Origin of the sequence: Caballeronia mineralivorans PML1(12) (genome assembly GCF_001028175.1) — a bacterium.
Classification (GTDB): Bacteria; Pseudomonadota; Gammaproteobacteria; order Burkholderiales; family Burkholderiaceae; genus Caballeronia; species Caballeronia mineralivorans.
Genome location: NZ_AEJF01000063.1, coordinates 1 through 13,757 on the forward strand (window position 1 = coordinate 1; position 13,757 = coordinate 13,757).

Below are 13,757 nucleotides of genomic sequence, written 5' to 3' on the forward strand. Positions count from 1 at the left end.
CGCGGCCGCGGTATCGCGCGCGGCGCCTTGCAGCTTGCCCATGTGCGCGGTCGGTGCGAACGGTGCATTTGCTAGCGGCGGCACCCGGTCGGGTTGCGTCGCGATAAAACCAATCTCGCGATCGTTCCAGGTTTCAAGCAGCTTCGGGTCCGGCAGGCAACCGATCAAACCCGGATGGATCAGCCCCGCAAAACTGACGCCGGGAATGTGGCGTGAGTCGGTGAAAAGTCCGTGAAAGTCCCAGATACTTTTCTGCGCATGCGGGAAATGCTCGGTGAGAAAACCGCCGCCGTTCTGCTTTGAGAAAAAACCGTTGAACCCCCACTGGCTGTCCGCCTTGGTGCCAATGTCGAGCAGGTCCACCACCAGCAGATCGCCTGCCTCGGCACCGTGAACGCCTACGGGTCCAGAGAGAAAGTGGACGATCGACAAGTCGATGTCGCGCACGTCATCGGCGGAATCGTCGTTCTTGATGAAACCGCCGGTCCAGTCGTAGGTCTCGAGCACGAAGTCGTCGCCGGGTTTGACCCAGCATGCCATCGGAACGTCCGGATGCCAGCGGTTGTGAACCTGCTCGTTGTCGAAAGCAGACTGGTTCAGGTCGACCTTGATAAGCGTATCGGGCATGTAACTCTCCTTTTATAAGTACCGGCTGTACCGGCGAACAAATGGCCTGATCGTCAAACCCGCGTCAAACGGACAGGAATTGCCGGATGCGGGCGGTATCGGTGGCGTCGCGTGGGCTTTCATGGACCAGCCGGCCGCCTTCGATCACGAAGAGCCGGTCCGCCACGTCCATTGCAAAACTCAGCACCTGCTCGGACACAACAATGGTGATCTCGCGCAGCTTGCGGATCTCGTGCAGCGCCCGCGCGATGTCCTTGATGACCGAAGGTTGAATACCTTCGGTGGGCTCGTCGAGCAGCAAGACCTTGGGCTCGCTGACGAGCGCCCGGGCGATGGCAAGCTGTTGTTGTTGCCCGCCGGACAAGTTGCCGCCCTTGCGGTTGCGCATTTCGTAGAGCACTGGAAAGAGGGCATAGATTTCGTCTGGAATCCTTCTCGATTTAATCTGCTCCATGCCGGTTCGAATATTTTCCTCCACGCTCAACGACGAAAATATCTGCCGTCCCTGGGGCACGTAAGCAAGTCCTTTGGCCACGCGCCGGAAGCTTTCATCCTTCGATACATCCGCGCCGTCCAGTTCTATCGCACCGCCTTTTACGGGCAGCACGCCCATCAGCGCCTTGAAGAGCGTGGTCTTGCCCATGCCGTTGCGGCCCATGATCGCCACGATCTCGTTGCGGGCTGCTTCGAACGAGACCCCATGCAGCGCCTCGCTTTGTCCGTAGCTCACGAACACATCCTTTACGTGCAACATGGCCGTCGTCTCCTCAATGTCCCAGATACACGTCGATCACGCGCGGGTCGTTCTGCACCTGGTCCATCGGACCTTCGGCAAGGATCTTCCCCTGATGCATCACGGTGACCTTGTGCGCGATCCGCGCGACGAACTCCATGTCGTGTTCGATGACGATCATCGATCGGTTCTGGCAGATCTTCGTCAGCAGCTCGGCGGTGATTTCCCGTTCGCGCACGCTCATGCCGGCAATGGGTTCATCGAGCATCAACAGCTCAGGGTCCTGCATCAGCAACATGCCGATTTCGAGCCACTGCTTCTGCCCATGCGACAGCAGGCCGGCTTCGGTCGGCAACAGCGCAGCGAGCCCGATCTCATCGGCGACCTCCTGCACCCGCTCGCGAACATCGGCTGTACAGCGGAACGCCAGCGCCCCGAACACACCGCGTCCACGCGGAAACGACACCTCCAGATTCTGGAACACGCTCAGGTTTTCATAGATGGACGGCGTCTGGAACTTGCGCCCGATACCCGCCCGCACGATGCGAAACTCGGCCATCGATGTCATCTCTACGTTCTTGAACTTGATCGAGCCGCTGCTTGCCGCTGTGCGTCCGCAGATCAGGTCGAGCAAGGTCGTCTTGCCCGCACCGTTGGGTCCGATCACGACGCGCAGTTCGCCGCGGTCCACGTAGAGATTGAGGGCATCGATGGCTTTAAAACCGTCGAAAGACACACTCAGGTCTTCGACCGCCAGTAGGAAGTCGGTATTGCTCATCACGGGCTCCCGAGGGTCGAACGGCTGCGGCTATTCCGGCTGACACGGCGCAAGACAGAAGCGACACGCGGCTTCACATGCGTCTCGTACAAGCCCGCAAGGCCATCGGGGAATGCCATCACCACGCCTATATACAACGCGGCCATCAACAGCAGCCACAGGTTCGGAAAGCTCTCGGAGAAATACGTCCGGCCAAAGTTCACGAGCAGCGTGCCGTACACCGCACCCACCAGCGACATGCGCCCGCCGACGGCTGCATAGATCACCATCTCGACCGACGGAACAATGCCGACGAAGGACGGCGACATGAACCCGACCTGCAGCGTGAACATCGCGCCGCCGATAGCCGAGAGCAGCGCAGCAAGGCAGAACGCGAAGACCTTGAACATGGCGACGTCGTAGCCGGAGAAACGCACGCGGTCTTCCTTGTCGCGCATGGCGAGCAGCAGCGTGCCGAGTTTGCTTGTCTGCACCAGCCGGCAGAACAGGATGGCGAGCAGCAGGAGCACTGCATTGACGAAGTACAGGACGATCTTCGCGGAGTCGGGACGGATGTCCCAGCCGAGCATCGTCTTCAGGTCGGTGATGCCGTTCACGCCGCCCGTGTACCCCTGCTGACCGATGATCAGCACCGAGAGAATCAGCGCGATGGCTTGCGTGATGATCGCGAAGTAGACACCGCCCACGCGCCGCTTGAACATCGCAAAGCCGATCACGAAGGCGAGCGCCGTCGGGATGATCAGCACCGCCGCGATCGCGAAAGGCAAGTGCTCGAAGGGCTTCCAAAACCACGGCAGCGCCTTGAGCTGGTTCCAGTCCATGAAGTCGGGAATGCCGGGCGTCGACTGGATTTTCGTGCTGACCGGGTCCGATGCTTCGAGCTTGAGAAACATCGCCATGCAGTAGCCGCCGAGCCCGAAGAACACCCCCTGGCCGAGACTCAGCACCCCCGCATAACCCCAGGCCATGACGAGGCCGATGGCGACGAATGCATAGGTCAGGTACTTGCCTACCAGGTTGAGACGGAACACGTCGAGCATCAACGGCATGACCACCAGTAAAACAAGCGCGAGCAGCACGAAGCTGCCGAAGCCTCTGTAAGCGAGCCAGTCGCGCAGCGCTGCCAGTCGCGATGGAGCGGGAGCGGGAGGCGAATCGGTAACGCGGTTCATGGCGAACTCCGGTGTGAGGGGGACGGATTCAGCAGGCTCAGACACGCCGCACCTTCGACGCGAAGAGTCCCTGCGGACGCGCCATCAGGATCAGCACGACGGTCAGCAACGTAATCACGCGCGCTGACGAGCCGGTAAGAAAGAACTCGCTGATCGACTGGGTTTGCGCAATGCCGAAGGCAGAAGCGACGGTGCCGAGCAAGCTGGCCGCGCCGCCGAACGTGACAACGAGGAACGAGTCGACGATATACAGCGACCCGCTCGTTGGGCCGGTCGAACCGATGGTCGTGAACGCTGCGCCCGCCACACCTGCCATGCCGCAGCCGATCGCAAACGTGAGCCGGTCAGTGCGCTTTGTATCGATGCCGGCGGCGTTGGCCATCGTCCGGTTATTGACGGTGGCACGCACCCGCAGGCCCCAGCGTGAGCGATACATCGCTGCCAGCACACCGGCCGTGAGTACGATGGCAAGGCACATCACAAACAGGCCGTTGATCGGGATGTCGAGACCCGGCGCGGGCGACCACGATCCCATCAGCCAGTCGGGCAGCGTCGGGCTGACCTCCTTCGGGCCGAAGGTCGAGCGGAACATCTGCTGCATCGCGAGGCTCAGGCCCCAGGTAGCCAGCAGCGTGTCCAGCTGGCGCCGGTATAAGTGGCGGATCAGCAGCCATTCCACGATCCAGCCGAACACGAATGCGATCCCGAATGCGGCCACGATGGCAATCGGCAGGAACATATTGGTGGCGACAGCGCCCATCGACTCGGCCCACTTCGAGAAGACATACACCGTGTACGCCCCGATGGTCATGAACTCGCCGTGCGCCATGTTGATGACGCCCATCTGTCCAAAAATCACCGCGAGGCCGAGGCCCATCAACAGCAACACGCTAAAGAGGCTCAGGCCGGCAAAGCCTTGCATCAGCGTAATGTTCAGAATATCGGTGGCCGACATGGCGGGTTCCTTCAAGCAAAGTGCCGGGCGTGGCACACGTTCGTGCACCACGCGGAGGACTGACGGATTACTGATAACCCTTCGGGAACGGATTCGGCTCGATCAGATCCGGCGACTCCGCGACCACCTTGAACTGCCCATCGGCTTGCGCCATGCCAATGCGCGTCCGGCTCCACAAGTGATGGTTCGGGTGGATCTTCACGTAACCTTCGGGCGCTGTTTTCAACTCGATGCCGGGGGAGGCCGCCACGACCTTGTCGACGTCGAAGCTGCCTGCTTTCTCGACCCCGGCTTTCCACAACCAGGGTCCGAGATAGGCTGCCTGCGTCACGTCGCCGATCACGGATTTCGGCCCGTACTTCGCCTTGAACGCGACGACAAACGCCTTGTTGTTGGCGTTATCGAGCGACTCGAAATACTTCATCGCGGAATAGAAACCCGCGAAGTTTTCCCCGCCGATGCCAAGCACTTCGTCCTCGGTCACCGAGATGGTCAGCAGGAATTGTTTGTCGGCGGTAATGCCGGCTGCTTTCAATTGTTTGTAGAACGCGACGTTCGAACCGCCGACGATGATCGCGTAGATGCAATCGGGCTTCGCGATCTTGATCTTGTTGATCAGCGAGTTGAAATTTGTCTGACCGAGCGGGTAATACTCTTCGCCGACCACCTTCAGGTGCAGGTGTTCTTCAATATGTTTGCGCGCAATCTTGTTCGAGGTGCGCGGCCAGATGTAGTCCGAGCCAATCAGGAAAAACGACTTGGCTTTCTTCGTCTCGGATGCCCAGTTCAGTCCCCACAGAATTTGCTGGGTCGCCTCCTGGCCGGTATAGAACACGTTCTTCGATTGCTCCAGCCCTTCGTAGAAGGTCGGGTAATACAGCAGGCCGTTGTCACGCTCGAAGATCGGCAGTACGGCTTTGCGCGACGCCGAGGTCCAGCAGCCGAACACGCAAGCCACGTGATCGTTTTCCAGCAGCTTCTTCGACTTCTCGGCGAAGGTCGGCCAGTCGGACGCGCCGTCTTCCTGAATGATCTTGATCTTGCGGCCGAGCACGCCGCCCGCTGCGTTGATTTGGTCGATGGCGAGACGCTCGGCCTGGATCGAACCCGTCTCGGAGATCGCCATGGTGCCCGTGGCGGAATGGAGCTGGCCGACGGTGACTTCGGTATCCGTGACCGCGAGCTTGGTCGTGTTCACCTGGGCGGTCGACATCGACTGGCCGAAGGCGAAAGCGGGCGCGGCGAGCGCCGGCACGGCAGCAATTCCCAGCAGCAGCTTGCGGCGGCGTTGGGAGATCGCCTCTCGGCTGTCGGAGGATCCGGCTGTGTCGGGCGCGTCGTGCTGGTCGTCAAAAGGCATGGAACATTCTCCTGGGAGGCTCGTAGTTGGCTGCGTGGGCTAGGGTTCCGGCGCTATGGCGTTGCGCTGGCATGGGGCAGAAGTTAAGTGGCCGATACGCGCGCCGAAATACGTCTTTTGACGTACAGCGCGGGTATTTATGGATCGCTAGACTCACGACGCGACGCGTGCAATGTTTGCTTCGGAGGAGGACCACCGCTCCAGCAGCCGCGACGTGTTTTGTGCCCATTCGGCCCCAACCGGCATCCGCGAGAGCCATGGACCCATCCGATTCCCCCGCCGCGGCGCCTGCGCTCGGCACCCAGCGCATCGTCAAGATCCGGCGTGACTACAACGCCTGGGTCGCCGACGAAACGCTCGAGGACTACGCGCTGCGTTTCACGCCCCGGTCGTTCCGAAAGTGGAGCGAATTCCGCGTCGCGAACACGGCGTTGGGCGCAATCTCGTTCCTCGCGCTGGAAGCTATCGGCGGATCGCTAGCCCTGAACTACGGCTTCGCCAATACGGTGTGGGCGATCGTGGTGACCTCGGTGCTGATTTTTTTGACCGGCTTACCCATCAGCTATTACGCGGCGAATTGCGGGGTCGATATGGACCTGCTGACGCGCGGCGCGGGGTTTGGCTATCTCGGTTCGACGGTCACGTCGTTGATTTATGCAGGCTTTACATTTATTTTCTTCGCGCTCGAAGCGGCCATCATGTCGCTTGCGCTGGAGATGTATTTCCACATGCCGATCGCGGTCGCGTACCTGATCAGCGCGTTCGCGATCGTGCCGTTCGTGACGTTTGGCATCACGCTGATCAACCGCTTGCAGAGCTGGACGCAGCCTGTATGGATCGTGCTGCTGATTGCTCCGTATATCGCCATCCTGATCCGCGAGCCACATCTGTTCTCGGACTGGGCGACCTTCGCGGGCTATACGCAAGGCGGGCGGGAATTCAGCCTGATGCCGTTCGGCGCGGCCTGCACGGTGATCTTTGCGCTGGTGGTGCAGATCGGCGAGCAGGTCGACTTCCTGCGTTTCCTGCCGCCGCGCACCGCGAAGAACCGGGTGCGCTGGTGGTGCGCGATGCTGGCCGCCGGTCCCGGATGGATCGTGCCGGGCGCATTGAAAATGCTGGGTGGCGCGTTCCTGATGTTCCTCGCGTTGCAGAACCAGATCGATCCGTCGCATGCCACCGAGCCGACGCAAATGTATCTGGTCGCGTTCCGCTATGTCTTCGATTCCCCCGGCTTCGCACTGGCCGCCACGACGCTTTTCGTGATCGTCTCGCAGGTCAAGATCAACGTGACGAATGCGTATGCGGGCTCGCTCGCGTGGTCGAACTTTTTTGCGCGGCTCACGCACAGCCATCCCGGCCGGGTCGTCTGGCTCGTGTTCAATGTGTTGATCGCGTTGATGCTGGTCGAGCTCGGTGTGTTCGGCGCGATCGGCAAGGTGCTCGCGCTGTATTCGAATGTCGCGATTGCGTGGATCGGTGCGCTCGTCGGCGATCTCGTGATCAACAAGCCGCTCGGCTACAGCCCGAAGGACGTCGAGTTCAAGCGCGCTCATCTCTATGACGTCAACCCGGTTGGCGTCGGCGCGATGCTGGTTGCGTCGATTGCAGCGGCACTCTCGCAAGCGGGTTATCTCGGCGAAATCGCGCAGGCGTTGGCACCCTTTATCGCGTTGGCGGTTGCGTTCGTCTGTGCGCCGTTGATCGCGTTTGCTACCCGTGGACGCTTTTATATCGCTCGCGGCAGCGCCGATCTCGAAGCGGGTTCAGTGCTGCGCTGCGTGATCTGCGAGAACCAGTTCGAGCGTGAGGACATGGCGTCATGCCCGGCCTATGCGGGCGCTATCTGTTCGCTGTGCTGCTCGCTCGATTCGCGTTGCGGCGATACGTGCAAGCCTCACGCGCGCTTCTCGTCGCAATTGACGGTCGCATTGAAGCGGGCATTTCCGACGCTTGCGCCCACGTCGCAGACGCTGCGCGTGGGGCGTTATCTGATCTATCTGACCGTCACGTTGTCGCTGCTTGGCGCGATGCTTTACCTCTCGTATAGCCAGACCGCAATGACTCTCGCGACCAGCAACGAAAGCGCGCTGGATACGCTGCTGCGCGGTTATCTCAAGGCATTCTTTGCGCTGGCGCTGGTCGGTTGCATCGGCGTGTGGTGGCTCGTGCTCGCCAAGGAAAGCCGTGCGGTGACGCAGGAGGAATCGAAACGGCAAACGCTGCTGCTGATGCAGGAAATCGAGGCGCACCGCCTGACCGATGCCCGCCTGCAACAGGCCAGTGCCGCCGCCGATGCCGCCAATCGAGCCAAAAGCCGCTACGTGACCGGCCTGAGCCACGAACTGCGCACGCCGCTCAACAGCATCCTGGGCTACGCACAGTTGCTGCTGCGCGGCTCAGGCGCTGTCGATGCACCACAACGCGATGCGCTCGCGACCATCTATCGCAGCGGTGAACATCTGCTGGCGCTGGTGGATGGCCTCCTGGATGTTGCGCGAATCGAGGCCGGCAAGTTGCAGCTTGACGTCTCCGAGGTGGCGCTGCCCGACCTGTTGACGCAACTCGGCGCAATGATGGAACCGCAAGCGGCGGAGAAGGGACTGGCATTTCATCTGGAGACAAGTGGCCGCATACCGGACGTGGTTCGCGCCGATGAAAAACGCGTCCGCCAGATCCTGATCAACCTGCTGGGCAATGCTGTCCGCTTCACGTCGCATGGATCGGTCAGATTGCGCACGAGTCATGCGTGGGGTCTCGCGACGTTCGAGATAGAAGACACCGGTTCGGGCATTCCCGACGAACAACTGGAAGCGATCTTCCTGCCTTTCGAACGCGGCGAGGCGGCGCGGCCCAACGATCACGGTACCGGCCTTGGGTTAACCATCTGCCGCTTGCTGACGGAAATGATGGGCGGCCGTCTGGACGTGCAGAGCCGCGTAGGGTCCGGCACGCGCTTCGTTTTGCAACTGTTCTTGCCGGAAGTACGCGATCCACGTGTGCTCGTCACGCGTCCGAGCAACGTGCTGGGGTACCCGGGGCCGCGCCGCTCCATCCTTGTAGCGGACGACCTCACGGACCAGCGTCGCATTGTCACCAGCGTGCTCGAACCGCTCGGCTTCACTATGATCGAAGCAAGCAGCGGGCCGCAGGCGCTACAACTTCTCGCAACGCATAGCGTCGACCTGATCGTGATGGACGTCGCGATGCCATCGATGGACGGCTTCGAAGTAAGCAAGCTCATTCGTGAGCATCGGCTGAGCGAAGCGCCCATTCTCATCTTGTCAGCGAACGCGTTTGCGGGGGATCTGGAAAAGGGCGCTGCTGCCGGCTGCGACGATTACCTTGCGAAGCCGCTGCACTTGCCCTTGCTGCTCGACAAGGTCGCAGCCTTGCTCGGGTTCGAGTGGCTGACCGATACGTCCGAGCATGCCGCCGCCGCGGCGCCCGCGCAAACCATGCTGCCGCTGCCCACGCCGCTCGCCCATGAGCTTCGCCGCTTCCTTGAACTCGGGTACATGGAAGGCTTCGCGGCGCAACTCGATGAAGCCGGGCAAAGCCATCCCGAACTCGCCGATACCCTTGCGCCGCTGCGCGAATCGGCACGCCGTTTCATGCTTGACGACCTTGACCGGCAATTGCGCGCGGTCGATGGGGTGACACCCAATGGAGCGACACCCGATGCAGCCTGATATTCCACTGGGACGCCCAGTGGTGCTTATTGTCGATGACACGCCGGACAACCTCGCAATGCTCTCGAGCGCGCTAGTAACCGCGGGTTACGCGGTGCTGGTCGCGCTCGATGGCGCCTCGGCGCTCGAACGCATCGCGCGCCTCACGCCCGACGTCATCCTGCTCGATGCAATCATGCCGGGGATGGATGGATTCGAAACCTGCGAGCAGATCAAGAATAACGATCTCTACAAGCACATTCCGGTGATCTTCATGACCGCGCTGGCCGACACGCAGCATGTGGTGCAGGGCTTCAGGGTTGGCGGCATCGATTATGTGACCAAGCCGATTCGCCCCGATGAAGTCGTCGCACGGATCGCCGCGCACGTGCGCCGGGCGGCGAGTCAACGTCACGCGGACATCGTGCTCGAACTGAATTCGCGCGCGGCGGTGATTGCGACGGCTCAGGGCGAGGTCCACTGGCATAGCGCGCTGGCGCCGTCACGGCTCGCGCATTTCTATGGCAGCGACAGCAACACGGCGATGGCGGCAACGAGCCCGCTGACGCGCTTGCCCGGACCGTTGACGAACTGGCTGCTGGATTATTCCGCCGCTCCGGACGAGGACCGGGCACAGACCGTCGAGATTCTCCCGGGCGGCGAGCGGTTGGTCGCGCGCGTCGCGGGCGCGGCGAATCGCGAGACGTGGATCGTGGTTTTCGAGGAGCACGCCGACGGCCGAGACACAGTAGACCTGGCGATGCGTTTCGGGCTGACGCAGCGCGAGGCGGAGGTGTTGTTGTGGTTGTCGCGAGGCAAGACGAATCGGGATATCGGCGAAATTCTGGGGATGAAACCCCGGACAGTGAACAAGCATCTTGAGCACATTTTCGAGAAGCTGGGTGTGGAAACACGTACCGCGGCAGCGGCTACGGCGCTGAGTGGAGGGCGGTAAGTGGATGAGGCAGTATAGACAGGGGTGGATTGTGGTTTCGGGTTCTCATCGGGATACTGACAAACCAGGGTTAACCCAAATATAACTCGCCTATAAGCTTGATTGTCTCAAAGGAGCCTGTGTTCATCGGGTAAGATCATGCCAAACCCGTTTCCAGCCCCTTCCTTCGTCCACACCAAAAAAACTCTTGTATATACCGATTTTGTTGTCCTAGACTCGAGGCTATTCTCTTGTATAGACAAGATGCAGCCGAAGCCCAAAAAGGACGACCGATGATCAAGCTCACCCCCGGCAAACTGACGCTGCCCCAACTGCGCCGTATAGCGCGGGAACGCGTCCAACTGGAACTGGACCCGACGAGTCACGCCGCCATCGATTCCTGCGCGAAAGCGGTGGAAGACATCGCTGCGAAGGGGCTGCCGGCCTACGGCATCAACACGGGTTTCGGGCGGCTGGCGAACACGCACATCCCCGCCGATCAGCTTGAACTCCTGCAACGCAATCTGGTGCTGTCTCATGCGGTGGGAGTGGGTGAGCCTATGGTGCCGCCGGTGGTGCGGTTACTGCTGGCGCTGAAACTGTCGAGCCTCGGGCGCGGCCACTCGGGCATCCGGCGCGTTGTGATGGACGCGATGATCACGCTGTTCAACGCGAATATCCTGCCGGTAATTCCGGTGAAAGGCTCAGTCGGCGCATCGGGTGATCTCGCACCGCTCGCGCATATGTCGGGCGTGTTGCTGGGCATCGGCGAAGTGTTTATCGAAGGCAAGCAAGCCCCGGCACTCGATGGCCTGAAGGCGGCCGGTCTCGAACCGCTCACGTTGCAGGCCAAGGAAGGGCTCGCGCTGCTCAACGGCACGCAGGCTTCCGCCGCGCTGGCGCTGTACAACATGTTCGCTATCGAAGACCTGTACCGTACAGGGTTGGTATCGGGCGCACTGTCGGTCGATGCGGCTGAAGGTTCGGTGAAACCCTTCGATGCCCGCATCCACGCGCTGCGCGGCCACGCCGGACAGATCGATGCCGCCGCTGCGTATCGCACCTTGCTGGAAGGCTCTGGCATTAACATCTCGCATGCTGGTTGCGACAAAGTGCAGGACCCGTACAGCCTGCGATGCCAGCCGCAAGTGATGGGCGCGTGCCTCGACCAGATGCGTCATGCGGCTGATGTCTTGCTGATCGAAGCGAACGCCGTATCGGATAACCCGCTGATCTTCCCGGACACCGGCGAAGTGCTTTCGGGCGGCAACTTCCACGCGGAACCCGTTGCGTTCGCCGCCGATAACCTCGCCATCGCCGCTGCGGAAATTGGTGCGCTGGCGGAGCGTCGGATTGCGTTGCTGATCGACGCGACACTCTCCGGTTTGCCGCCGTTTCTCGTCCGCGATGGCGGCGTGAACTCGGGCTTCATGATTGCTCACGTGACGGCTGCGGCGCTTGCTTCAGAGAACAAGACCTACGCGCATCCGGCGTCGGTCGACTCATTGCCTACGTCGGCGAATCAGGAAGATCACGTTTCCATGGCAACGTTCGCGGCCCGCAAGCTGGGTTATATCGCGGAGAACGTGGCGCATATTCTCGCGATCGAGTTGCTCGCTGCCGCTCAAGGTGTAGACCTGCGCGCACCGCATCAGACGAGTCCGCGTCTGCAGCCGGTCATGCAATCGATTCGCGCGGACGTCGAACATTACGCGCTCGATCATTACTTTGCACCGGATATCGTGGCGATTGCGAAGCAGGTAACGAACGGGACGATCGCGGGCTTCTGCCCACTGCACTTCGAATCTGAAGGAGCGGTTTAAACGCGCTTTGCAGCGGTGGTCAACTCTGCCGCTGCATGCTGTCGCCGCCGAACCGGCATCCCAGCCGATACCGCGTCCCCGGATGCACGAAGCGCGCGAACGTCACCGCGACATGGTTCGCCCAGGTTCGTCGCACGAGCGTCAGGCAAGGCTGGTCCGGACCGATCTCAAGCAGTCGCGCATCCGCACGCGAGGGCAGCACCGCGTCCACCACGTGCTCGACCTCGTGCGCCGGCACGGTGTTGAACAGATACTCCGAGGGTCGCACCGTCGCGAAATCCTGCTCGAGAAAATGCGGCGCGACTTCGGGATTCACGTAGCGGTCTTCAAGCTGCACCGGCACGCCATTCTCGCGATGCACGCACACCACATGGAACACCGATGCTCCCGGTGCGAGGCCGAGTGCGGCGGAGACATCGCTGGCTGCTGCCTCGCGCGCGGCCAGCACGATCGCATAACTATACTCGTGTCCGCGAGCGCGAATTTCGTCGCCTATATGCGCGATCATCAGCAGCGTGGACTGCGGTTTTTCTTCCGCGATAAACGTTCCCACGCCTGAAAAACGCGTCAATACGCCTTGCTCGGTGAGTTCACGCAACGCGCGGTTGATCGTCATGCGCGACACGCCGAGTTCGCCGACCAGCGTCATCTCAGATGGAATCCGGTCGCCGGGCCGCCATTCGCCAGAGAGAATGCGCGTGCGGATATGTTCCTTCACGCGCTCGTAGCGCGCGAGCGGCGCGGCTGAAGATGCTGGGTTCGAAAGACCGGTTGTATTCATGTCTCGCTCAGGTTTCGTTAAGTCGCGCAGGTTCGGTGGCCGCCGGAACCGTGCTCGCCGGCGGTTCCTCACGACGCGCCCAGAACGCGTTCCGGTCGAGATAATTCTGCAGGAACTGTCGAAGCCTCGGTTGCTGCGCGTTATGAAACACGTCCTCGGGCGATCCTTGCGCGGCGATCTTGCCATGGTCGATGAACACGACTGTATCGGCGACTTGCGCGGCGAACCCCATTTCATGCGTGACGATGACCATCGTCATGCCGTCGTTCGCGAGGTTCTTCATCACCTGCAGCACTTCGCCGACCAGCTCTGGATCGAGCGCGGAGGTGGGTTCGTCGAAGAGCATGATGTGCGGTTCCATCGCCAGCGCGCGGGCGATCGCCACACGTTGCTGCTGGCCGCCGGAAAGCCGCGCCGGATGATTGTCCGCACGGTCGGCGAGGCCGACCTTGTCGAGCATGGCGAGCGCCCGCTTGCGGGCTTCGGCCTTGGGCAGCTTGCGCACGCACACCAGCGCCTCGGCCACGTTTTCAACGGCCGTCATGTGCGGCCACAGATTGAACTGCTGGAACACCATGCCCACGTTACGCCGAACGCGGTTGATCTCGGCTTGCGGCGCACGCATGCGCTGGCCGTTGCGGTCGGTGACATAACCGATCAATTCGCCTTCAATATAGATCTCGCCTTCGCTGTATTCCTCGAGGAACGCGAGCGAGCGCAGCAAGGTGCTTTTCCCCGATCCCGACGGTCCGATGATGCAGGTCACCTCCGACTTGCGCACGGCGAGCGAGACGTCGTCGAGGACTTTTAGCGCACCGAAATGCTTGCCGACATGCCGGGCATCGACAAGATATTCAGCCGGCGAAGGCGTGTTGCCAGAATTCGGTTTCTTCATGATTCCACGCTCAGGTTGATTGGGACCA

The 13,757-nt window shown here is 61.3% G+C and carries 11 protein-coding genes; 3 read left to right on the forward strand and 8 right to left on the reverse strand.

What is annotated here, in order from left to right; translation table 11 throughout:
• From EOS_RS08520 to urtA, 6 genes are all read right to left on the reverse strand, one after another.
• Positions 1-627: acetamidase/formamidase family protein (locus EOS_RS08520; RefSeq protein WP_047846186.1), on the reverse strand; the 627-nt coding region annotated here is incomplete at its 3' end.
• 64 nt (positions 628-691) lie between these two features.
• Positions 692-1,381, reverse strand: coding sequence for an urea ABC transporter ATP-binding subunit UrtE (gene urtE / locus EOS_RS08525; protein ID WP_047846187.1), 690 nt, complete (start codon positions 1,379-1,381; stop codon positions 692-694).
• Between the two features lie 13 nt (positions 1,382-1,394).
• On the reverse strand, positions 1,395-2,138 hold the full coding sequence (gene urtD / locus EOS_RS08530; RefSeq protein ID WP_047846188.1) for an urea ABC transporter ATP-binding protein UrtD: 744 nt from the start codon (positions 2,136-2,138) through the stop codon (positions 1,395-1,397).
• Positions 2,138-3,310, reverse strand: coding sequence for an urea ABC transporter permease subunit UrtC (gene urtC / locus EOS_RS08535; protein WP_047846189.1), 1,173 nt, complete (start codon positions 3,308-3,310; stop codon positions 2,138-2,140). Before urtC ends, urtD begins: the two co-directional genes overlap by 1 nt.
• Before the next feature lie 37 nt (positions 3,311-3,347).
• Entirely contained in the window at positions 3,348-4,265 is a 918-nt protein-coding gene (gene urtB / locus EOS_RS08540; protein ID WP_047846190.1) for an urea ABC transporter permease subunit UrtB, read from the reverse strand.
• Positions 4,266-4,332: 67 nt separating this feature from the next.
• Entirely contained in the window at positions 4,333-5,625 is a 1,293-nt protein-coding gene (gene urtA / locus EOS_RS08545; RefSeq protein WP_235442742.1) for an urea ABC transporter substrate-binding protein, read from the reverse strand.
• A 257-nt stretch (positions 5,626-5,882) separates the two neighbouring features.
• Between urtA and EOS_RS08550 the strand changes: the two genes are divergently transcribed.
• The 3 genes from EOS_RS08550 (at position 5,883) to hutH (ending at position 12,053) form a co-directional block, all read left to right on the forward strand.
• Positions 5,883-9,317, forward strand: a complete 3,435-nt coding sequence (locus EOS_RS08550; protein ID WP_047846191.1) for a hybrid sensor histidine kinase/response regulator — start codon at positions 5,883-5,885, stop codon at positions 9,315-9,317.
• Positions 9,307-10,251, forward strand: coding sequence for a response regulator transcription factor (locus EOS_RS08555; RefSeq protein ID WP_235442743.1), 945 nt, complete (start codon positions 9,307-9,309; stop codon positions 10,249-10,251). The genes EOS_RS08550 and EOS_RS08555 overlap by 11 nt, the downstream gene beginning before the upstream one ends.
• 272 nt (positions 10,252-10,523) lie before the next feature.
• Positions 10,524-12,053, forward strand: a complete 1,530-nt coding sequence (hutH, locus tag EOS_RS08560; protein WP_047846192.1) for a histidine ammonia-lyase — start codon at positions 10,524-10,526, stop codon at positions 12,051-12,053.
• A gap of 19 nt (positions 12,054-12,072) precedes the next feature.
• Here hutH and hutC read toward each other — a convergent pair whose 3' ends face one another.
• Both hutC and EOS_RS08570 read right to left on the reverse strand, forming a co-directional pair.
• On the reverse strand, positions 12,073-12,834 hold the full coding sequence (hutC, locus tag EOS_RS08565; RefSeq protein ID WP_047846193.1) for a histidine utilization repressor: 762 nt from the start codon (positions 12,832-12,834) through the stop codon (positions 12,073-12,075).
• Positions 12,835-12,841: 7 nt separating this feature from the next.
• Positions 12,842-13,729, reverse strand: a complete 888-nt coding sequence (locus EOS_RS08570) for an amino acid ABC transporter ATP-binding protein (protein WP_047846194.1) — start codon at positions 13,727-13,729, stop codon at positions 12,842-12,844.
• Positions 13,730-13,757: the final 28 nt, after the last annotated feature.

Bases quoted from the DNA above. Each gene is read 5' to 3' on its own strand.
- urtC (WP_047846189.1), bottom strand. From the start codon at position 3,310: ATGAACCGCGTTACCGATTCGCCTCCCGCTCCCGCTCCATCGCGACTG.
- urtA (WP_235442742.1), bottom strand. From the start codon at position 5,625: ATGCCTTTTGACGACCAGCACGACGCGCCCGACACAGCCGGATCCTCC.
- EOS_RS08550 (WP_047846191.1), top strand. From the start codon at position 5,883: ATGGACCCATCCGATTCCCCCGCCGCGGCGCCTGCGCTCGGCACCCAG.
- urtE (WP_047846187.1), bottom strand. From the start codon at position 1,381: ATGTTGCACGTAAAGGATGTGTTCGTGAGCTACGGACAAAGCGAGGCG.
- urtD (WP_047846188.1), bottom strand. From the start codon at position 2,138: ATGAGCAATACCGACTTCCTACTGGCGGTCGAAGACCTGAGTGTGTCT.
- hutH (WP_047846192.1), top strand. From the start codon at position 10,524: ATGATCAAGCTCACCCCCGGCAAACTGACGCTGCCCCAACTGCGCCGT.
- EOS_RS08555 (WP_235442743.1), top strand. From the start codon at position 9,307: ATGCAGCCTGATATTCCACTGGGACGCCCAGTGGTGCTTATTGTCGAT.
- EOS_RS08570 (WP_047846194.1), bottom strand. From the start codon at position 13,729: ATGAAGAAACCGAATTCTGGCAACACGCCTTCGCCGGCTGAATATCTT.
- hutC (WP_047846193.1), bottom strand. From the start codon at position 12,834: ATGAATACAACCGGTCTTTCGAACCCAGCATCTTCAGCCGCGCCGCTC.
- urtB (WP_047846190.1), bottom strand. From the start codon at position 4,265: ATGTCGGCCACCGATATTCTGAACATTACGCTGATGCAAGGCTTTGCC.